The 20,503-nt window shown below is 54.7% G+C and carries 20 protein-coding genes; 7 read left to right on the top strand and 13 right to left on the bottom strand.

Annotated features, from left to right (window positions below):
* Positions 1–40: 40 nt before the first annotated feature.
* Positions 41–1,123: a tetraprenyl-beta-curcumene synthase family protein gene (locus NST26_RS10855; RefSeq protein WP_036725225.1), complete on the bottom strand. Its 1,083-nt coding sequence runs from the start codon at positions 1,121–1,123 to the stop codon at positions 41–43.
* A 193-nt stretch (positions 1,124–1,316) separates the two neighbouring features.
* Here NST26_RS10855 and NST26_RS10850 point away from each other — a divergent pair, with 193 nt between their 5' ends.
* Positions 1,317–2,555 (top strand): MFS transporter, encoded by a 1,239-nt coding sequence (locus NST26_RS10850; protein ID WP_340954183.1) that lies wholly within the window; start codon positions 1,317–1,319, stop codon positions 2,553–2,555.
* A gap of 357 nt (positions 2,556–2,912) precedes the next feature.
* Here the strand turns inward: NST26_RS10850 and NST26_RS10845 are convergent, their stop codons facing one another.
* Positions 2,913–3,110 (bottom strand): cold shock domain-containing protein, encoded by a 198-nt coding sequence (locus NST26_RS10845; protein ID WP_036725228.1) that lies wholly within the window; start codon positions 3,108–3,110, stop codon positions 2,913–2,915.
* Positions 3,111–3,282: 172 nt separating this feature from the next.
* On the opposite strand from NST26_RS10845, the gene NST26_RS10840 reads away from it, so the two are divergent.
* The 5 genes from NST26_RS10840 (at position 3,283) to NST26_RS10820 (ending at position 7,170) form a co-directional block, all read left to right on the top strand.
* Entirely contained in the window at positions 3,283–3,516 is a 234-nt protein-coding gene (locus tag NST26_RS10840) for a hypothetical protein (RefSeq protein ID WP_036702226.1), read from the top strand.
* A gap of 6 nt (positions 3,517–3,522) precedes the next feature.
* Positions 3,523–3,693: a hypothetical protein gene (locus NST26_RS10835; RefSeq protein WP_209874284.1), complete on the top strand. Its 171-nt coding sequence runs from the start codon at positions 3,523–3,525 to the stop codon at positions 3,691–3,693.
* A gap of 206 nt (positions 3,694–3,899) precedes the next feature.
* On the top strand, positions 3,900–5,690 hold the full coding sequence (pepF, locus tag NST26_RS10830; protein ID WP_036725485.1) for an oligoendopeptidase F: 1,791 nt from the start codon (positions 3,900–3,902) through the stop codon (positions 5,688–5,690).
* An 85-nt stretch (positions 5,691–5,775) separates the two neighbouring features.
* On the top strand, positions 5,776–6,099 hold the full coding sequence (locus tag NST26_RS10825) for a LapA family protein (RefSeq protein ID WP_036725233.1): 324 nt from the start codon (positions 5,776–5,778) through the stop codon (positions 6,097–6,099).
* A gap of 27 nt (positions 6,100–6,126) precedes the next feature.
* On the top strand, positions 6,127–7,170 hold the full coding sequence (locus NST26_RS10820; protein WP_036725236.1) for a M42 family metallopeptidase: 1,044 nt from the start codon (positions 6,127–6,129) through the stop codon (positions 7,168–7,170).
* Between the two features lie 402 nt (positions 7,171–7,572).
* On the opposite strand, the gene NST26_RS10815 is transcribed toward NST26_RS10820, so the two are convergent.
* From NST26_RS10815 to hemE, 10 genes are all read right to left on the bottom strand, one after another.
* A complete protein-coding gene (locus tag NST26_RS10815) occupies positions 7,573–8,061 on the bottom strand; it encodes a tetratricopeptide repeat protein (RefSeq protein WP_340954190.1) in 489 nt (162 codons plus the stop codon).
* 31 nt (positions 8,062–8,092) lie between these two features.
* Complete coding sequence (locus NST26_RS10810) at positions 8,093–10,042, bottom strand: ABC-F family ATP-binding cassette domain-containing protein (protein ID WP_340954192.1); 1,950 nt, start codon at positions 10,040–10,042, stop codon at positions 8,093–8,095.
* A gap of 52 nt (positions 10,043–10,094) precedes the next feature.
* Positions 10,095–10,706, bottom strand: a complete 612-nt coding sequence (locus tag NST26_RS10805) for a TetR/AcrR family transcriptional regulator (RefSeq protein WP_339255346.1) — start codon at positions 10,704–10,706, stop codon at positions 10,095–10,097.
* Positions 10,707–10,782: 76 nt separating this feature from the next.
* A complete protein-coding gene (locus NST26_RS10800; protein ID WP_340958093.1) occupies positions 10,783–11,595 on the bottom strand; it encodes a DUF92 domain-containing protein in 813 nt (270 codons plus the stop codon).
* Positions 11,596–11,620: 25 nt separating this feature from the next.
* The gene (locus tag NST26_RS10795) at positions 11,621–12,244 is read right to left on the bottom strand and encodes a fumarylacetoacetate hydrolase family protein (RefSeq protein WP_339255344.1); all 624 of its coding nucleotides are present in this window, start codon (positions 12,242–12,244) and stop codon (positions 11,621–11,623) included.
* Between the two features lie 60 nt (positions 12,245–12,304).
* Positions 12,305–13,036 (bottom strand): glycerophosphodiester phosphodiesterase, encoded by a 732-nt coding sequence (locus tag NST26_RS10790; protein WP_340958094.1) that lies wholly within the window; start codon positions 13,034–13,036, stop codon positions 12,305–12,307.
* Positions 13,037–13,055: 19 nt separating this feature from the next.
* Positions 13,056–14,456 carry a CapA family protein gene (locus NST26_RS10785; protein WP_340954197.1) on the bottom strand — a complete coding sequence of 467 codons (1,401 nt, stop codon included), beginning with the start codon at positions 14,454–14,456 and terminating at the stop codon, positions 13,056–13,058.
* A gap of 130 nt (positions 14,457–14,586) precedes the next feature.
* Positions 14,587–16,047, bottom strand: coding sequence for a protoporphyrinogen oxidase (gene hemG, locus NST26_RS10780; RefSeq protein ID WP_209874302.1), 1,461 nt, complete (start codon positions 16,045–16,047; stop codon positions 14,587–14,589).
* Entirely contained in the window at positions 16,044–16,988 is a 945-nt protein-coding gene (hemH, locus tag NST26_RS10775) for a ferrochelatase (protein ID WP_209874306.1), read from the bottom strand. The genes hemG and hemH overlap by 4 nt, the downstream gene beginning before the upstream one ends.
* 88 nt (positions 16,989–17,076) lie before the next feature.
* Positions 17,077–18,138, bottom strand: a complete 1,062-nt coding sequence (gene hemE / locus NST26_RS10770; RefSeq protein WP_209874309.1) for a uroporphyrinogen decarboxylase — start codon at positions 18,136–18,138, stop codon at positions 17,077–17,079.
* A 229-nt stretch (positions 18,139–18,367) separates the two neighbouring features.
* Here hemE and NST26_RS10765 point away from each other — a divergent pair, with 229 nt between their 5' ends.
* Positions 18,368–19,588, top strand: a complete 1,221-nt coding sequence (locus NST26_RS10765; protein WP_036725253.1) for an MFS transporter — start codon at positions 18,368–18,370, stop codon at positions 19,586–19,588.
* A gap of 52 nt (positions 19,589–19,640) precedes the next feature.
* On the opposite strand, the gene NST26_RS10760 is transcribed toward NST26_RS10765, so the two are convergent.
* A complete protein-coding gene (locus tag NST26_RS10760) occupies positions 19,641–20,270 on the bottom strand; it encodes an O-methyltransferase (protein ID WP_209874312.1) in 630 nt (209 codons plus the stop codon).
* Positions 20,271–20,503 lie beyond the last annotated feature (233 nt).

Below are 20,503 nucleotides of genomic sequence, written 5' to 3'. Positions count from 1 at the left end.
TGCCAGTTTCTCCCCTTACCCGGAGAAGATCCGGCAGCATCTAATACATGTGTTTGCGTATCCAGCGGCTGTTGACGAAGAAGAAGAGTCTGGTCAGCGGACTATTCTTCATCAGCCTCCGGGATACCGAGCGGACCTCGCGTTGCTCACTAACCTTGGGATCGGATAAATACAGGGCCAGCAGTCCTTCGATGATCATACGGTGCATGGAGTTCTCAGGAAGACTCCGGACATCCTTACGGGCCCACTCCACAATGGAAGCGATCCGGTTCAGCATCATATCCGTATTCTCATAATAATTGCAGAAATTGAGATCACCGCCGGCCCGGTCTTCATCCTGGTCAATCAGATAATCCAGCATGATATGCAGACCGCACACATGCGGAAAATAAGCAGCACGAATGGATGATGATGCCACTGTGCTTAGCTTAGGATCACAGGACGCCAGAAAAAGCATGAATACGCCCAGGGTTGAACCGGTTGCGGCAGCAAATTCATTCCACTGGAGATGAGGCGCGCGTTCCCCCTCCTTCTCCCACCATTCCTTGAGGGCAGCTTCTCTAAGCTCCGGGTGAATGTGCTTATAGACCTGAAGATCAGTGTACAATACAGCCAGATTATAGACCTCTTCAGCAGCAGCACCGTAGCCGGGTAGCCGGGAGGTCATCTCCTGGCATTTGCGGACCAGTCTGTGCAGGTATCCGCCGTCATTCTGTTCCGTGCGCAGCGCGTAATAGTTCACAGGCTCCGCGCCGGGGGTAACAGCATCCAGCATGGACTTATGCAGCAACCGGAAATCGGCCGGATCAAGCGAAGTACTGCGGTCACACAGGTTGTCCAAATAATCACTGATCGTCTGATAAGCAACAATTAGCGGAATCAGTATATGTCTCATCGACAAATTGCCGGCGGCATAGATTCCGCCGCCTTCGCAATGAAACTGCTTCGTTTCAATGCTGGCAAGCGCTTGCTTACGGAGCTCGGGATCGGGAATTCCTTCTGCATCCTTGCGCCAGGAATCGAGACATGATCGCACTTCCGGCAGCACGTACTTATAGACCCTCTTCATGAGTCCAATAGGACCGCGCGGACTACGGTTACGGCCTTGCTCAAATTCATTCAATGACAGTGCCTCCACATTGTTGTCTCCTTATCCAAATCATGATTATTATAATATGCAGAGCGGATTTGTACAAACAACAAAATCACTTTCGCAAACTCTTGAAAGATTCAGAAAATCGATATTATACGAATCCCCCGGCCTCTCCGCTTTATGCTATACTATACTTTTCTATATCCCGAAGGAGTGCACAATCATGAATGCGAGGCGGAGCGGCGGCCAATACAGTGATCAAAACTGGCTGCGATCCTTTATGTTTACGCTGTACGGCACCAGTGTGCTGGTTGTTTCTTATTTCCCGTTATTTTATGCCCACTTAGGCTTCAGCAGTCCGCAAATGGGTCTGCTCTACTCGGTAGGCCCGTTGATCTCGATTCTCTCTAATCTGTTCTGGAGTATGATGAGCGACCGGCTGGGTACCGTCCGTAAGATTATGGCTCTCCTGCTTGGAGGTCAGCTGATCACCGCCATTATTCTGGCCAGAGCCACCGATTTCTCGAGTGTCATGCTTATTTTATCCTTTTTCTATTTCTTCTATTACCCTGTCTTTCCACTGGCAGATACGATGGCAATTAAAATTGCCCAGCGTCACGGGCGGAATTTCATTGCCATCCGTGTATTCGGCTCGCTCGGATACTCCTTCTTCGCCCTTACAATCGGCTATGTACTCAGAACGCTGGGACCTCAGTACAGCGTAGCGATTTGTATTGTGATTGTCGTAACCGCGCTGCTGATTACGATTGGGCTGAAGGATGTGAAGCGAACCGAGGCGGCTCCGCTCTCTGTAGACAAGGAGTCTACGGACAGAACGCTGAAGGGCGCCGGACTCCGCGAGATTCTCCTGCAAAAGGAAGTGCTGTGGTTCTTCGGTTCTGTATTCCTGCTCGCCATCGGCTACCGGATGAACGAGGCCTTCCTGACGATCAGCCTCAAGGGCATGAATGCAGGAGATGAAGTTGTCGGCTGGGCGCTGCTGGCTTCAGCGCTCAGTGAGATCCCCATCTTCTTCCTGCTCAGCAGATATGGCGACAAGTTCAAGGAGCTGCCGCTGCTTGCTTTTGCCAGCCTGATGTTCACGCTGCGCTTTCTGTTCATGTCGCTGGCCCGGGAGCCGGGTACCGTGGTTGCCATTCAGGCCATGCATAGCATTTCGTTCGGCATTTATTATGTAACTGCGGTCCGCTACATCACACGGATCATCCCTGATCACCTGCGGGCAACCGGAATGGCACTCTTCACCGTCGTATGGTCCAGCGGCGCAGGTCTGCTCAGCGGCACCTTCGGCGGACTGATCTACCAGGATGCCGGCCGGATTGTATTCTATCTGGTTGCTACCGGCTTCTCGGTTCTGGCCTTCATCGGCTTCCTGTCCAAGCATCTGATGGACCTCGGGGGCGGCACGGACCGCCCGCTAAGGAACAAGACCCCGCTCTGACTGATTATGGGCGGGGAAGGATATAGCACCACCAGGCACGCCGCAGCATAACAAAATGCTCCGGCATCCCCATTGTGGTCGGTTTTCCGACCATATCCCGCCCACTCGCCTCTTCCGCACCGAATATGGTCGGTTTTTCGACCATATCCTGCTGTTCGCTGAAATCAGCGAAGTCATTCCTATTAACTTGATGCGTAACTTATCCACATCGGACGTAAATCATAATTTCCTAACCAATAAAAAAACACAGCCCCCGAAGGAACTGTGCTGCTCAAGCTGCCTGATGCTACTTATGCCAGTGCGTGCTAGATCAAATATATATATTGCGGCTGACAGAAGCTCTGCCTTGGCCGTATTTTATAATTTAACTACGTTCGCTGCCTGTGGACCACGGTTACCGTCAGTAACATCGAATTCTACCGCTTGGCCTTCGTCCAAAGTCTTGAATCCGTCGCCTTGAATCGCTGAGAAGTGAACGAATACATCTTCGCCGCCTTCAACTTGAAGGAAACCATAACCTTTTTCTGCGTTAAACCATTTTACTGTACCTTTCAAATGAACAACCTCCTAAAAATACCGCCATATATGGCGTATGCTTACATTATACTCTTTCTATACTTGTAAAGCAATCCATCTTTTCCCTGATTTCATGATTTAATTTGCTTTTCCCTTCTCCGGTGCGTTATCATTGACCCAAAAGCCAAAAATCGCCAGGGTGGTAATGATAATGATCAAAAAACATGAAATATACAAAACAGACAAGTGGAACATGATGACGGTGGAGGTTCAGGGACGTTATATTATCCTTCGTGAAATCTCCGACCAATGGGGAGAAGAAACGCATACCTTCATGAGCCGTCCGGCTATGATGCAGTGGGTGAACAACCGCTTCAATAAAGAATCCTACAAGGATAATGAAGAAGAGTACAAGAATATCATCGCAGCCTTCAAACAGGTATAGTCCGGCATGGATAATGAGAGTCTTGTCATTTATGTCATTGTCGTCCTGTGCCTGGGTGCCGTACTGATTATGAGCAAGGACAAAATGCCCCCGCGCTTGAAGCGCGGGATGGCATTGACCGCAGTCATTATGATTGCGCTGGCTTTTGTCTTCATTATTTATAGCCTGCTCACATAACTTCATCTGTAAGCAAGATTTAATAAACATGAATTGGCAGGGCATACTAAGCAGACTTTGAGAATCAGGAGGCTGCCGTCATGTCCGTTACCGCCAAATCACTCCCGCTCCTGCTTGCGCTCAGCCTGCTGCAGGGAAATCTGTCCTCAGCGCTCCCGCAGGCGGAGAGCAGCCCAGCCGCATCCCATCTACCGAGGAGGATTTCTATGGAACAATTACCTAAGAGAAGTGAAGTGCCCGCCGAGAACCGCTGGAAGCTTGAAGATATGTTTGCTTCAGAGGAGCAATGGGATGCCGAATATAAGGAAGTGAAGGCGCTGATTACAAGCGCTGCCTCCTTCCAGGGGAAGCTGGATTCTCCGGATGCCCTGAAGAAGTGCTTCGAGCTGGACGATAAGCTGTCCCTGCTGACTGAACGCCTCTATGTCTATGCGCATATGCGCCAGGACGAGGATACAGCGGCTCCGAAGTACCAGGCTCTCTCCTCCAAGGCCAAGAAGCTTGGCGTTGAAGCGGGTGAAGCTCTTTCTTTTGTCACACCTGAGATTCTGGCCCTGCCTGACGCGACACTGGACCAGTTCATCGCTGACCCTTCGCTCTCCGACTACACCTTCACCTTGACTGAAATGAAGCGTGAGAAGGCCCATGTCCTGTCCAAGGCGGAAGAAGCGCTGCTGGCTCAGGTCAGCACGATCGCCCAGGCCCCGCAAACTGTATTCAGCATGCTGAATAATGCGGATCTGAAGTTCCCTAAGATTAAGAACGAAGAAGGCAAGGAAGTTGAGCTGACCCACGGAAGCTATATTCAATTCCTCGAAAGCCCGGACCGTGAGGTACGCAAGAACGCCTTCAAAGCGGTCTATGAAACTTACGGCAAGCAAAAGAACACGATTGCTGCCACGCTGAGCGCGAATGTGAATAAGAATGTCTTCTACTCCCGTGTGCGCAAATATCCTTCCGTACTGGAAATGTCCTTGTACGGCGACAATATTCCGAAGGAAGTCTACACGAATCTGATCGATACGATTCACGAGAGTCTGCCGCTGATGCACCGTTATATGAAGCTGCGCCAAAAGCTGCTTGGGGTAGATGAGCTACATATGTATGACTTGTTCGCTCCGCTGGTGGACGAATATAAGCTGGATATTACGTTTGACGAGGCCAAGAAGATTACCAAGGAAGGCCTGAAGCCGCTTGGCGAGGACTACCTGAGTGTTCTGCAGGAAGGCTATGACAAAGGCTGGATCGATGTCTACGAGAACGAGAACAAACGCTCCGGCGCATACAGCTGGGGAGCTTACGGCACCCATCCTTTTGTGCTGCTGAACCATAATGACAATCTGAACAGCATGTTCACACTGGCACATGAGATGGGTCACGCCCTGCACTCCTACTATTCGGACACAGCGCTGAAATACCGGGACGCGCAGTACACTATTTTCCTGGCGGAGGTTGCTTCTACTACCAATGAGGCGCTGCTGATGGATTACCTGCTGAACAAATCCACAGATCCGAAGGAAAAAATGTACCTGCTCACCTATTATGCCGACCAGTTCCGCACGACGGTATTCCGGCAGACGATGTTCGCTGAATTCGAAAAAATCATTCACCAGCGTGCTGAAGAAGGCGAGTCGCTCACACCGCAGGATCTCTCGGCTATCTACTATGACCTGAATGTCAAGTATTACGGCAAGGATATGGTGATTGATCAGGATATTGAGATGGAATGGGCACGGATTCCGCATTTCTATAACAGCTTCTACGTCTATAAATATGCTACCGGCTTCTCGGCGGCGACGAGCTTCGCCAAACAGATTCTGGAGGAAGGCAAACCGGCGGTTGACCGTTACCTCGGCTTCCTGAAGAGCGGCGGCAGCGATTATTCCATTAACATCCTGAGCAAAGCCGGGGTTGATATGTCGTCTCCTGAACCGATCCGCGAAGCCATGAGCGTATTCGAGAGCGTGATCGAACAGATGGAGCAGTTGACCAAGTAAGACAGAAGGCTTAGTATTACAGTAATCCCTTGCCCTTTGATGGCAGGGGATTTGTATTGTCAGATCATCCTGAGGAGGAAGCTATATGAAATTTCAATGGTCACTTATATTAGGTTTATTTTTCGCTCTGCTGACTGCAGTTTTCGCAGTAATGAATGTGGATACGGTGCCCGTTAATTTCGGGTTTGACTTTGTCAGCATTCCGCTTATCCTCGTTATTCTTGGCTGTGCGCTGATCGGCGGTGTTGTGGTCGGTTCGTACGGAATTTTCCGCCAGTATAAGCTGCAGAAGCAGATTAAGAGCCTGAATGCCGAGCTTGCCAAGCTGCGTGACGCTAATAGTATCAACATGGAACCTATCCCTGCTGAGAGTGACCCCTTTACGCCAGAAGGATCATCCCGGCTGTAACCCATAGACGAATAGGAGGAACTATCCTTGCTTACCATCCAGCCCAATGAAGAATATATTCTGAATCTGCTCAAAAAACTGCTCGACACCCCAAGCCCCAGCGGCTTCACCGCCCAGGTGATGGCACTCGTGGCTGAAGAAGCGGCGGCGCTCAATATTCCGCTCACCTGGAATGAAAAAGGCGGCGCGATGCTCACCGTACCCGGACTTGATCCTTCGCGCACGATCGGCATCAGCGCCCATGTGGATACGCTCGGTGCCATGGTCCGCTCTATTAAGTCTAACGGTACCCTCCGTTTAACCTCTGTAGGCGGATTCAGCATGAACAGCATTGAGAATGAATATTGCATCATCCATACCCGCAGCGGCTTAACTTATACCGGTACGATCCTGACCAGTCATCCTTCTGTGCATGTGTATGCCGATGCCCGTGATTTCAAGCGCGCGGAAGAGAACATGGAAATCCGGATTGATGAGCTGGTCTCCACCAAGGATGATGTGCTGAAGCTGGGGATTTCGGTAGGTGACTTCATTTCGTTCGATGCAAGGGCGGTGCTTACCCCCAGCGGATATATCAAATCCCGCCATCTGGACGACAAAGCCAGTGTAGCCGCCTTATTCGGGCTGCTGGAGAGCATCCGGCGCGAAGGCTGGAAGCCGCTGCATAACCTGTCCCTGCTCATCTCCAACTATGAAGAGGTAGGTCACGGCGCTGCCTGGATTCCAGGGGAGATCAATGAGATGATCGCTGTGGACATGGGCGCGATGGGCGATGACCTCAGCTGCAAAGAGACGGATGTCTCCATCTGTGCCAAGGACTCCTCCGGCCCGTATGACTATGCCATGACCAGCCGAATGATCGAGCTGGCGAACGGTCTGGCTATTCCATTCGCGGTGGATATCTATCCGCAATACGGCTCCGACGCCTCTGCTGCACTGCGCGGCGGAAATAACATCCGGGCCGCACTGATCGGACCGGGCGTACACGCCTCGCACTCCATGGAGCGTACCCACAAACAGGCTGTGCTTAATACGGCTAAGCTGCTGGCGGCTTATGTTGGGGCGAACTGATCGGGCTGCTCGCCACGGCGGGTCACTTTCTATAGCAACACGACCTGGATATTAGTAAACAAGTACAAAAGGCAGCACCAGCTCATTTCAATAGCTGGTGCTGCCTTTTTAGTTAACCTTGGTGATATAGTAATTAGACAAATATTACTTTACACGGCCGAAATGTTGCAACTATTGCAACCTGGCCCGCCCATAATTGAATATTTGCAGGGATTCCTGCACAAATTGCAACAATTCCCCTGCCCACCGGCTCCGGTGAGGAATAATCCTGCATTTTGGGCAACATTTGCGGATTAGAGCTGAGATAACGAGAGAGATGTTGCATTTTGGGCAGGATTTCCGCATACCCTCTGACTTTGAGGATTAGGGCTGTGTTCACGCGTGAGATGTTGCATCCCCCGGTTAAGGCCATACCTGCTCCAGCTTGTCCGCATAGTACTTAATGGCCTTACGGTAATCCCGGATACCAGGATCGGCGGATGTATCCGCAAGCAAGGTAAGCAGCAGTTCCATGGCCTCGGTGTGAGCACCGAGATTATGCAGCGTCATGGCCAGAAAAGCCTTAAATTCCGCACGCTGCGGGAATTCAAGCGCTCCCTGCTCCAGCACCACACGGGACTCCGCATACTGCCCGAGCGTCCGGTAGGTACTGCCCAGGCCCAGCATCGCGCCTGCCTTCTGCTCCGCATCTGGAAGCCCCAGGGCAAGACTCTGCTCGTAATAGGACACCGCCTCACGCTCCAAGCCCAGCACATCATGCGTCCATGCCAGCTGATAATGCAGCTCGGCATTGCTCCCGTCTGCTGACAGTAGCTCTAGCAGCATGGTCCTTGCTTCTTCTGCCCGGCCAGAGGACCGGAGCTGCACAGCAGCTTCTATCGTATGAGTCACAGCCACTGTCCCCTCCTTCTGCACCGCGGTGTTATTTACCCGCGATCTTCTCCGCCAATTCATTCAGATACGTCCAGCGTTCCATCAGACGCTCCAGCTCTGCCTCGGCCTGCCGCTGCTTCTCCACCAGCTCCTGCAGCCTGCCGGAGTCGGCGAAGGCCGCTTCCATCTGGGCCGAGATGTCTGTCAGATGCTGTTCTGCCTGTTCAATGGCCTCGTCGATCCCCTCATACTCGCGCTGCTCCTTGAAGGTGAATTTCAGCTTCTCGCGCGGCGCTGACCCGGCCTGAGCATTCCCGCCCTGCTCAGCAGCGGCACCAGCCCCGCTGGCACTGCGGCCGGAGCCGCCGTCTGCCTTGCCGGCGTTCTCGCTGCCGGATGGGACGTTCTTCGCCAGCCACTCTTCATATTCGCTATAGTCGCCGACATGCAGGCGGATGCCCCCATCCTCGAAGGCAATCAGCTTATCCACGGTACGGTCCAGGAAGTAGCGGTCATGCGATACGGTGAAGACTACGCCGGGGAATTCATCGAGGTAATCCTCCAGCACAGCGAGTGTACCGATGTCCAGATCATTCGTCGGCTCATCGAGCAGCAGCACGTTCGGGGCTCCCATGAGGACGCGCAGCAGGTAGAGACGTCTTTTCTCGCCGCCGGACAGCTTGGAGATTGGCGTCCACTGCATCGCGGGCGGGAACAGGAAGCGCTCCAGCATTTGCCCGGCGGTGATGACACTGCCGTCTGCGGTCTTGATGATCTCGGCTTCTTCCTTCACATACTCGATCGCCCGCAGGCTGAGATCCATGTCCTGATGCTCCTGGGTGAAATAGCCCAGCTTCACGGTTGTTCCGAGCTGCACCTCACCGCTGTCCGGGGTAAGCTTACCGGCAATCAGGTTAAGCAGCGTGGACTTGCCGCTGCCGTTCTTGCCGACAATCCCCACGCGGTCCTGCGGCACAGCAATATAATTCAGATCCTTGATTAAGGTCCGGCCATCCAGCGATTTGGTGAGATCCTGAATCTCAATGATTTTGCGGCCCAGTCTGGTGGAGGCTACAGAGATATCCATAGATGACGCCGATGCGCCTCCCGTGCTATCCTTGAGCTTCTCGAAGCGGTCGATCCGCGCCTTCTGCTTCGTGGAGCGGGCCTTAGCCCCGCGGCGAATCCAAGCCAGCTCGGTGCGCAGCAGATTCTTGCGCTTCTGCTCGGCCGAAGCCTCCCGTTCTTCACGGTCTGCCTTCAGCTCCAGGAACCGCGAATAGTTCGCTTCATACCGGTACAGATTCCCGCCGTCCAGCTCAAGCATTACACTGGCTACCCGTTCCAGGAAATAACGGTCATGCGTTACCATCAGTAGCGCCCCGCGCCGCTTCTGCAGATACTGCTCCAGCCAGGCTACGGAATCCGTATCAATATGGTTGGTAGGCTCATCCAGAATCAACAGCTCCGACGGTGTAATCAGTGCCGCCGCCAGCGCTACGCGCTTGCGCTGTCCGCCCGACAGGCTCTCCATCCGGGCATCGAACCGGGTAATCCCCAGCTTCGTGAGAACCGTCTTGGCCTCACTCTCCAGCTGCCAGGTGCCGGCGGCGTCGATGGCCTGACCAATCCGGACAAGCCTGCTCTCCAGCCCTGAGTCTCCCGGATTCTGCTCCAGAAGAGACATCACCTCCATGTATTCCCGCATCGTCGCAAGCTCCGGGTCCTCTCCGGCAAATACCTGCTGCAGGACCGTATTTCCAGGCTCATAAGGCGGATTCTGGGCCAGAAACTGCACCCGCACATCATTGCCGATGCTAATCTGCCCTTCATCTGCTGTATCGAGCCCGGCGATAATCTTCAGAAAGGTTGATTTTCCCGTGCCGTTGACGCCAATTACGCCTATCTTATCCCTGTCGTCCATGCCAAAGGAGGCATCACGGAACAAGTTTTTCTCCCCGTAGCTCTTGGAGAGGTGTTCCACCGTCATAATATTCATCAGTTGTCCTCGCTTGCCTTATATTTTGAAACCGGAACTTAGCTGTACTCTCTTAAGATTCAGCTTCAGCAGGGAAGTCGCCCAGCGCCGAATCCAGGCTGCCTAGTGCCCCATTGATAAAGAGCCTGGCCGCAAACTTCGCCCTCTTATCGGCATCCGCCTCGGCAAACTCAGGGTCGAACAGGATATCCATCTTCAGACGGTCCAGAATCCCGATGTACGACTGTGCCATCAGCTCCGGCTCGGTAGCCCCGCCTTCCAGCAGCACCTTCACCACAGCCTGCATATAGGCTTCCATGAACTGTGCCATATACGCCACCAGCTCAGGGTTATTGTTAGGCGCACGGAAGAACAGCTTCGTATGCTGCTTGCGCTCATAGTAATAGAACAGATGATGCTCTGCAATCACGGAGAGCTTGTCTGTCATTGCGGAGCAGGTCCTCAGCTTACCCTCAAGCTGCTCAAGGAAGCCTTCACAATCGCGGCGGGTAACCGCCATGAAGAGCTCCTCTTTGCTTTTAAAATATAAATAGACCGTACCCTTGGCAATGCCTGCACGTTCGGCCACTTCCGACATCTTGGTCTCATAAAAGCCGCCTGAACCGAAAAGCTCATAAGCGGCATCCAGAATAGCTGCATGTTTGTCTACGGATGCACTGCTCAACGGTTCACCTCCCAACCCATAGAATCCTGTATGTTACCGGATAACGCAACGGCCGGCTTAATCCTCAGGTCCGTCCTTATCCTATGTAACTGATATAACTGACCAGCAGCGCTACAGCACCGCCTATTATAGAACTTACAGCATTTACAGTATCATTGTCCATCCAGCGCCAGCCCCTGGCGTATACCGTAGGCTTCCCGCAGTGCTTGGAGGCCTCGACCTCGCGGCCGCAGACCGTGCAGCGGTTCATCCGTTGCACGGTAGCACCCAGAACCGAGTCGGCAAAAGCTCCCGCAAGCCCGCCCAGTAGTCCGGCCAGCACCAGCAGCCAGAAGGCATGCGGCGTCATGCCGGAGGCCGCCCGCAGCAGCCAGGAGGCCGCGCCGATGAGCGCTCCTCCCGCCGCAGCAGCCAGCGTCCCGGGCAGGGATACGCCGCCGGAGGTGCCTGCCTGGAGCACTTTCCCGGTCAGCACCGACCGGGGAGGCTTCCGGGCCAGCGTGCCGATCTCTGTCGCCCATGTATCCGAGGTCACAGTAGCCATCACCCCGATGAACAGGAAGCCCCAGAGCTCCAGCGGATAGACCGCGTTCAGCAGAACGGCCAGCATCCCGAGTCCGCCGTTGGCGAAGACCTGGCCCGCGTCGCGGCGTCCGGTTTTGTCATACGTGGCCTCCAGCTCTGCCTTATTCTCATGATGCAGCTTCGACAGCAGGGTTGAGGAGATGAAGAACAGGAGCAGGATACCGAACCAGAACAGATTCCCCGCGCCGAAATAGATCGTCCCCATAACCACTGCCGCCACCATTCCTGAGAAGCTAAGCGACTGCTTCCAGTAAGCGGCCCCGGCAACCAGCAGCGCACCGCAGGCCCCGATCAGCCATTGCAGCACTTCAAGTCCTGAGAGCATCGCCTTAACCGATCAGGCAGGTGCCCATGAGGGTATCGCCCCAGAACAGCTCGAACGAATCGCCCGCCACTACAGGACCTACCCCGGCGGGAGTTCCGGTGAAGATAATATCGTCTTTGCCCAGCCCGTAGCGTGCGGCAATGAATTCAACGATTTTTTGCAGGGAGAAAATCATGTTCTTCACGTTCCCGCGCTGAACCTCAATTCCGTTCTTACGGACGGTGAAGTCGGTGGCCTCCAGTTCCTCTTCCTCAGGCAATGCCATGTACGGGGTCAGCGGAGCTGCGTTCTTGAAGCCCTTGGCAGCCGTCCACGGCAGACCCTTGCGCTGCAGATCATTATGCACATCACGGAGCGTGAAGTCGAGGCCCAGCGCCATGACATCCACCAGCTCCTGCACGCTCATCCCCGGCACGTAATCACGTGCAATGCGCAGCACCAGCTCCCCCTCGTAATGAATCAATCCGGCGTCCTTGGGCAGATGGATGATCGCTTTATCCAGGGCCACGGCAGCATGAGACGGCTTCAGGAAGATCAGCGGCTCGGCAGGCACCTTGTTGCCCAGCTCCTCCGCATGTAATTGATAGTTGCGTCCTACACAGTATACATTATTGATCGCACTGCTCATTGTTCCGTCAGCTCTCTTCCTCTATGAATTGGAATTCATACTGCAATGCTGCAATCTTTATTAGGCCTTCAAAAAGAGTTCGCCCCAAATATCCGGACGGTTCGTACAGATCATAATATCGGAATGAATCTCCGACAGGCGGCGCATTTCCTTGCCCTTGTTCAAGGTCCAGGCCATCACCTGCACCCCGCGTTCAATCAGGGATCTGGCCAGAACCGGGCTAAGCCGGTCATAGCTGATGGATAAGAAGGAGCAGCCCAGCTCATCAAGCTTACCCGCAGGATTACCGGATCTGGAGTCATAGATCAGCCCTGTATGGAACCGCGCGTCCAGCTCCTTGATCCGCCGCAATACGCCGGCATCGAACGAGGTCAGCACCACTTCCTCACGCATTCCCCTGGCATTTACCAGATCAATGACCGCCTGCGCAAGACCGGGATACATGTCGCCCACCGTCTTCAGTTCAATATTCAGCCGCAGCCGGCCTGACGCCAGAGCGAGCACCTCCTCCAGGGAAGGCACCCGCTCTCCGCGAAAAGCACGCCCTTTCCAGCTACCGGCATCCAGCCGCCGCATGTGTTCATAATCCATATTTTTCACCTTGCCGTGTCCATTAGTCGTGCGGTCCAGGGAATAATCATGGATGACCACAGGCACCCCGTCCTTCGTCAGCTGCACATCAATCTCCATCCAGCGTACAAATGGCAGCGCAATCGCCATCCGCACGGCAGCCAATGTGTTCTCAGGGGCTTTACCGGAAAAACCACGGTGGGCTACACACATATTGTTCATCATTGATACGCACCTCCGGCTATTTCACCGCTTGGGTTACGGTACCGTCATTGCGGACCTTGATCAGGCCGGAAGAAATAGATTGTATTCTGTGCAGCAGCAGCTGCCCGTCGGCTTCATTCATCGGCACAGGCTGCGCCAGCTCGGCATCCATCGGCTTCAGCTTAAGAGCGCATTGCCCCTGCTTGCTGCATTCCGCCTGGAATACCGCCGTCTCCCAAGTCGCCGGGATGGAGCCGCGTGTGAAAATAAAGTTGCCTGTGCTGTAGGCAATCCATTTGCCTTTGTACGGCTCAATTCCCTGCAGCACATGAGGATGGCCGCCCATCACTAGATCGGCTCCGGCATCAATGAAGCTATGCCCAAGCGCCTGCTGGGTCTTGTCATACTGCTCCATCCGCTCCCGTCCCCAATGGACGACGACAACGATAACATCGGCCTTTTGCTTGGCTGCGGCAATCGCCTTGAGCGCTTCCGCACTGTCATACACGGAGGCAAGGCCAGGCTTGCCCGCTTCCGCCTTCCATTCAATCACCGGCATCACCCGGGTGAAGCCCAGCAGGGCAATCTTAATTCCATTACGTTCAAAATACTGCGCCGAATAGGCCTCCTGGCTATTCCGCCCTGCCCCCACATGAGGGATTCCGCGCTCACCCAAATGCTTCAGGGTGTCCAGCAGACCTTCCTCCCCCTGATCCAGTGTGTGGTTGTTAGCCAGATTGACGGCATCCACACCGGCGGCTTTGAGCGCGTCCAGTGCTTTCGGCGGGCCCTTGAACACAAACTGCTTGTTCTTGGCCCCAACCCCGCGTGTAGTAATCGGCGTTTCCAGATTGACTACCGTGAGGTCATCCTTCTTGAACATTCCATCCAGCGCGCTGTAGGAATAATCGTAGCCCTTCTGCTCCAGCAGCGCGCCTGCTTTTCCACTGAAGATGATATCTCCGGCAAAGCTCAGCTTCACCGTCCCGCCGGAGGTATTCTCCGGCAAGCCTGCGACCAGCCCACTGCTGCTTCCCGTTGTGGCCTGCGGTGCATCCGTAGGGGTTGCCTGATCCGTTGGTGACGGTGCAGGCGTAGCCGAAGCTTCCGTGGTCGCCGCAGGCACTGGAGAAGCCTCCGGTGTCTCCTCCGGAGCAGGCTCAGCAGTGGCTGTAGCCTCCGTCCCAGTCTCTGCCGCTGTAGGTACGGCTTCTGTAGGGACGGCCGCCGTTGCATCAGCTTCTGGTGAAGGGGAGGTGACAAGCGCCGCTGGCGGAGCAGCAGAGCCCTGCGGGTCCTTGTCATCCATGAATGAATAAGCGAGCGCTGCGGTAATCATCAGCAGCAGCGCCACATTGACCCACGCCCAGACCCTTCTGCGCCGTCGCCTGCTATGTTGTCTCTTGCCTTGTCTATTGCCTGATCTCGGCGGATACATGAGTCCAAGTAATCTCCTTTACCCTTAAAGTGTTTCTATTATAGCATATCTATCAGCTGCCGCTCCAAGCCGGGAACGGAGCCTCTCATAAAAAAAGGTGGAGCGCCACTGCTCCGCTCCACCATTGCTTTTAGATTGTAGCTCCCGCCGGCTCCGGCAGCTTCGTGAGGCTGGCTGCGGCAGTCTCAGCCGTAAGCTTCGCCTGCTTGATGCAGTCCGGCATCCCGATGCCGTCATAGCCTGCGCCAAAAGCATAGACGCCGGGCAGCTTCTGCGCCAGCTCACTGCGCAGGCCGGCAATCCGGCCGGGATGGCCGACCGGATACTGCGGCATGGATGACCTCAGTCGGGTAATCTCTGTGAACAGCGGTGCTGCGGTGATCCCCATAATCTCCTTCAGGTCCTTGCGGACCAGCTCTGCCAGCGCGTCATCGGGCAGCTCCACATTCTGTTCATCCCCCGACCGTCCCACGTAGCAGCGCAGCAGTACCTTATCGTCAGGGCTGGTATGCAGCCATTTGGTAGAGGTCCAAGTGCAGGCGGTGATGTTCCGCCCTTCCTTACGCGGAACAAGGAAGCCCGATCCGTCGTATTCAGTAACGATATCTTGCCGGGTGAACGCCAGAACCACATTAGCTACTGATACATAGTTCACTGCATCCAGCGCCGATACATCCACATGGGGACGCAGCAGCTCTGCGGCTGCGAAGTTCTGCACCGTAATGTAGATGTCGTCTGCTTCCAGCAACTCACCGCCCTCAAGCTCCACCTCATAACGGGCAGCGCCGGAAGAACCGGCACCTCCCAGAACACGGATGGATTTCGCTCCTGTCCCCGTGAGCTGTCGGACATCCTGCAGCTCATGGATGAGCGCATGCACGAGACTTTGCAGCCCCTGCCGGAAGGTGAGGAAGGCGCTTTTCTTCGTTCCGGTATGGGTCTCCACCGGCTTCCTACCGGTGGTCATTCCACGGATCAGGCTGCCGTACTGGCGCTCGACCTCACCGAACTGCGGAAAGGTCGCCTGAAGACTGATCTTGCGCATATCCCCTGCATAGATCCCTGCCAGCAGCGGCTCCGTCATATTTTCCAGCACCTCTGTACCAAGACGGCGCTCAATCAGATCGCCTAGCGACTCATCCTCTGCACTTCGGCGGGGCGGGAGTACGAAATCCATCATCGCCCGCATTTTGCCGCCGAAGGAGACCAGACCGCTCTTCAGGAAGGGCTTCAGCTCTGTCGGAATGCCCAGCACAAGACCGGCAGGCATCGGATGGAGCTTGCCACGCTGCAGAATGTAGGTCTTCTTGGCATTAGGATTCGTGCTTACCAGCTCGTGGTCCAGCTCCAGCTCCCTGGCCAGATCGACCATCGCCGTCTTACGGGCCAGGAAGGAATCCGGGCCCTTCTCAATCACGAAGCCGTCACGGTGCAGTGTCTCGATTTTGCCGCCAAGGACCTTGTCCTTCTCGATTAAGGTAATCTCCGGCTGTACTGCCGCCTCACGGTAGAACTTGCGGATATAGAACGCGGCGCTGAGCCCGCTAAGGCCTCCGCCGATAATAACTACCTTGCGGGGTGATGCCGTCATGGCAGATTCACCTTCAACTGGTTCGCCTTCGTACGCACCACATCGCTGAGCACCGACATATAGGCCGGATCACTGTTCAGCGAGTCAATCCGCAGAAGACGCATATCCAGCTCGGAGGCAAGCTGCTGCGCTTCAATATCCAGATCGTACAGCACCTCCAAATGGTCGGAGACGAAGCCGATCGGGGCTGACAGCACGTATTTCACCTGACTCTCGGCCAGCTCACGCAGCGTATCGAGAATATCCGGGCCCAGCCAAGGCTCAGCCGTCCTGCCCGCACTCTGCCAAGTGAACTGCCAGGATTCCACCCCCGCCTGGGCGGCAATCGCCTGAGAGGTCTCCAGCAGCTGGTCACGGTATGGATCACCCATCGCCAGAATACGTTCAGGAAGACTATGTGCACTGAACAGCACGCGCACTTCCTCGCGCGACGCGCCGGTCTCTTCGAACTCGTCCAGCTTGGCAGTCACTCTCCGGCTAAGCACATCGATCAGCTCGGGGTGCATATGGTAGCTCTCTACGAACTCCATATGAATACCGCAGGCTTCGGCTTTTTCCTTGGCGCGCTTGATATAGGTTCCTACACTCATCACAGAGTAATGCGGAGCCAGCACGATGCCAATCGCCTGGGTAATACCGTCCCGGACCATAGCCTCGACACCATCCTCGATGAATGGTCTGGCATGCTTGAGACCCTGGTAGCAAACATACTGGATCTGCCCGCTGTTCAGCTTGGCCTGCAAGGCTTCCACCTGACGGTCGGTATTTTCTCTAAGCGGAAAAACCCCGCCGACAATCGCCTTGTAGCGGTCAGTCAGCTCTTTAAGCTGCTCAGCAGAGGGAGCGTTCCCCCGGCGGATATGCGTATAATAAGCCTCTACATCCTCAAGACTCTCAGGCGTGCCGTACGACATCACGAGTACTCCAATTTTGTTGGCCACGGTTTCCATCCCCTTTATGAATTAATTAACGTCCTATACAGCAAAGAGAGCAGCAAAGGCTGCTGCCATCTTGATGCTATTTCTTCAACTAGGCCAGCGGCGGTGCCGCCTGTTTCATTGCTGCTGCAGAATACTCATGCACGTAATCCGTTAGTTCCTTGAGCGTATCGAGTGAGGCTTCAGGGAATAATCCATGTCCCAGGTTAAAAATATACCCCGGCTGCGTGATGCCTTCATCGATCAGTTCCTTGGCCCGGGCTTTGAGCATATCCATCGGCGCGGTCAGCAGGTATGGATCCAGATTGCCTTGAACCGCATAGCCCCCGCCCAATCTGCGCCGTCCTTCGGTGATGCTTACCCGCCAGTCCAGCCCGATCACATCGGCCTGCAGCTTGGTCAGGCTGGGGAGCAGCTCCCCTGAGCTGACACCCGGGAAGTAGATCTTCGGAACCTCCAGATCAGACAACTCGGCAAAAATCCGGGTGATCGTCGGCAGCACATACTGCCCGAAATCACGTGGAGCGAGCGCCCCGACCCAGCTGTCGAACAGCTGGAACGCCTTCCCGCCGCTAGCGACATGGGCGCGCAGATAGGCGATAACCATATCGCCCAGCTTCTCCATCAGCTTCTCCCACACCTGAGGCTGGCTGAACATCAGCTCCTTGGTGCGGTGATAGGTCTTGGACGGTCTGCCTTCGATCAGATAACTGGCGATGGTGAACGGAGCCCCGGCGAAGGTGATCAGCGGAACGTCCAGCTCCTTGTCCAGTATGGCGATGGTCTCCAGTATATGGCCCAGATCGCCTTCCACATCAATCGGCTTCAGCCGGTCCACATCACTTGCGGAGCGGATCGGATTCTCGATAACCGGTCCGATGTTCTTCACAATGTCAAAATCCACACCGAGGGAGGCCACCGGATTCATGATGTCAGAATACAGAATCGCCGCGTCCACGCCCAGCTTGCGCACAGGCATCAGGGTCACCTCAGCCGCAAGCTCAGGCTGCCTGCAGATCTCAAGCAGCGAATATTTCTCCTTGATCGTACGGTAGTCGGGATCATACCGGCCAGCCTGCCGCATGTACCATACGGGGGTGTACTCCGTGTTCTGCTGTCTGCAGGCACGGATAAAAGTGTCGTTGTAGGTCATGATAAGATCTCCATTAGATTTAATAGAATACTGTGAAAAAACACATATCATTATTATGCCCCTTTTGTAAGCGGCTAACAACCGCCTCACCCGAAAGGGAATGACAATCCCATGACATTACTATGACATGTGTTGCATTGTCCCGCTGAAAAACTATGATATACTGATATAATGTCAATTTTTCGTGAACTCTGTAACATTGAATCCCCTGAAAGGAAGTGAAAGCACTTTGAAGAATTGGGAGACCTGGAAAGTCAACCTCATGGTGCTTTGGTTCGGCCAGTTTCTGGTGAATGCAGGCATGACTATGATTACCCCGTTTCTGTCGCTTTATCTCGCCAAAGATCTGGGGGTGACCGGCGACCGCGCAATCGGGATGTGGGCCGGGCTTATTTTTGCCGCCAACTTCTTGACCTCGTTCATCTTCCAGCCGCTCTGGGGCAAGCTTGCCGACAAATACGGACGCAAAATTATGCTCCTGCGCTCCAGCTTCGGCATGGCGATTGTTATTGTGCTGATGGGCTTCGCCCAGTCCCCGATGCAGCTGCTGCTGCTCCGGTTGCTGAACGGAACCATCTCCGGCTTCAACCCCGCCTCTGTCGCGCTGGTCTCAGGCACCACACCGAAACCGAAGATGGGCTTCGCGATGGGCCTGATGCAGTCCGGCGCGGTAGCCGGAACGATTCTGGGGCCGCTAATGGGCGGCTTACTGGCGGACTGGATCGGGTTCCGACCGATTTTCTATGTGGTCGGCGCGCTGCTGTTCGTTGCTTCATTGCTGGCGTTATTCCTGGTCAAAGAGAAATTCGACCGGGCAGAAGCAGCACAGGTGCCTCAGGTATCCGTGCTGGAAGGCTTAAAGGAACTGGCGAAGGTACCGCAGCTTCCCGCCTTGTTCGGCGTGACCTTCCTGTTGCAGTTCGCCATGGTCAGTCCCATGTCGCTACTGCCGCTCTATGTAGAGAAGCTGCATGGCACCACCGTGGACCTTGCGTTCTGGGCAGGTATGGTCAGCGCAGTCACCGGCATCTCGAATATGCTCGCTTCGCCGCTGCTCGGCAAGCTCAGCGACAAGGTAGGGGCGCACCGGATACTGACCTTTGCGCTGATCGGCGCCGCTCTGTTCCTGATTCCGCAGGCGTTCGTGACCAGCGTCTGGCAGCTGATTCTCGTCCGCTTCCTGATGGGCGTCTTCATGGGCGGCCTGCTGCCTAGCGTCAACGCCCTGATCCGCTCCTATACGCCTGACGGCAAGGAGAGCCGGGCTTTTGGCTTCAACAGCAGTACGCTCGCGCTCGGCAATATGCTCGGTGCGGTAATCGGCGGTTTCCTGTCCGGTTATATCGGGATTGAAGGCCTGTTCATTGTCTCCGGTGCATTCCTGCTGATCAATACGGTCTGGGTGCGGATCAAGCTGTACAAGAAGACTGAACCCCGGCTATTCCGTTAACAGGCTGCTTTTCTTATGGGCGGTATAACTGGTGTGGCTGGTGTAGCACAAGTTATTTCACCATTGCCAGCGCCAGGCCGTCATAGGCAGGCAGCAGTGTGCTGGTCAGGCGGGGATCGCCCGCTATCATCTCATTGAAGCGGCGCATGGCCTGGACTGCCGGTCCGTTCTTCTCCGTATTGAGTGTGCGTCCGCGCAGAAAAATATTGTCCCCGGCAATAATCGCCCCCGGCGAAGCCAACCGGATCGCATATTCCAGATAATTCGGATAGTTCTCCTTATCGGCATCGATGAAGAAGAAATCATACCTGTTCCCCTGTGCTTCAAGCAGCTTCAGGCTGTCCAGTGCAGGGCCGATCCGGTATTCCACCCGGTCCCCGAAGCCCGCCTGCTGCAGATGGCTCTGTGCCAGCTCAGCATAGTCGGCCTTAAGCTCCAGAGAGGTCAGCCGGCCTTCCTGCGTAAGTCCCCGGCACAGACAGATTCCGCTGTAGCCGCCTAGCGCCCCGATCTCCAGCAGGTTTGCTGAGCGGGAGAGGGTCACCAGCATCGTCAGCAATCTGCCGTAGCCCGGGGCAATGGACACCTCCGGCATGCCTTTGGCCGCGATAGCTGCTTTGACTTGGAGCAACAATTCATCTTCTGTATATAGCTGTTCGCTGTACTCTTCCTGATTCTGCATATGTATTCTCCTCTTGAATGGGTGTATGCGCCTGCGGACAGGCATTGTGCAGAACTCTTCCTTACCCTATACTGTAAGCTGAACGTTCTGCAGGTTCAGATGACAAACCATATAAATTGAACTTGAAAATCTACAGACAGGGAAAAGTAACGGAGCCCCTACTGAAAAACTTACATGTACAATTTATATAGTTACTCTTATTGTACTGGCTATACGTATTTATCCACAAGTTA

Origin of the sequence: Paenibacillus sp. FSL R7-0128 (assembly GCF_038002245.1) — a bacterium.
Classification (GTDB): Bacteria; Bacillota; Bacilli; order Paenibacillales; family Paenibacillaceae; genus Paenibacillus_AQ; species Paenibacillus_AQ silagei.
This window is presented reverse-complemented; position numbering and strand designations above follow the sequence as displayed.

Coding starts and splice junctions, on each gene's coding strand:
- NST26_RS10850 (WP_340954183.1), top strand. CDS start 1,317: ATGAATGCGAGGCGGAGCGGCGGCCAATACAGTGATCAAAACTGGCTG.
- NST26_RS10840 (WP_036702226.1), top strand. CDS start 3,283: ATGATCAAAAAACATGAAATATACAAAACAGACAAGTGGAACATGATG.
- NST26_RS10835 (WP_209874284.1), top strand. CDS start 3,523: ATGGATAATGAGAGTCTTGTCATTTATGTCATTGTCGTCCTGTGCCTG.
- pepF (WP_036725485.1), top strand. CDS start 3,900: ATGGAACAATTACCTAAGAGAAGTGAAGTGCCCGCCGAGAACCGCTGG.
- NST26_RS10825 (WP_036725233.1), top strand. CDS start 5,776: ATGAAATTTCAATGGTCACTTATATTAGGTTTATTTTTCGCTCTGCTG.
- NST26_RS10810 (WP_340954192.1), bottom strand. CDS start 10,042: ATGAATATTATGACGGTGGAACACCTCTCCAAGAGCTACGGGGAGAAA.
- NST26_RS10795 (WP_339255344.1), bottom strand. CDS start 12,244: ATGAGCAGTGCGATCAATAATGTATACTGTGTAGGACGCAACTATCAA.
- NST26_RS10790 (WP_340958094.1), bottom strand. CDS start 13,036: ATGAACAATATGTGTGTAGCCCACCGTGGTTTTTCCGGTAAAGCCCCT.
- NST26_RS10785 (WP_340954197.1), bottom strand. CDS start 14,456: ATGTATCCGCCGAGATCAGGCAATAGACAAGGCAAGAGACAACATAGC.
- hemG (WP_209874302.1), bottom strand. CDS start 16,047: ATGACGGCATCACCCCGCAAGGTAGTTATTATCGGCGGAGGCCTTAGC.
- hemE (WP_209874309.1), bottom strand. CDS start 18,138: ATGACCTACAACGACACTTTTATCCGTGCCTGCAGACAGCAGAACACG.
- NST26_RS10760 (WP_209874312.1), bottom strand. CDS start 20,270: ATGCAGAATCAGGAAGAGTACAGCGAACAGCTATATACAGAAGATGAA.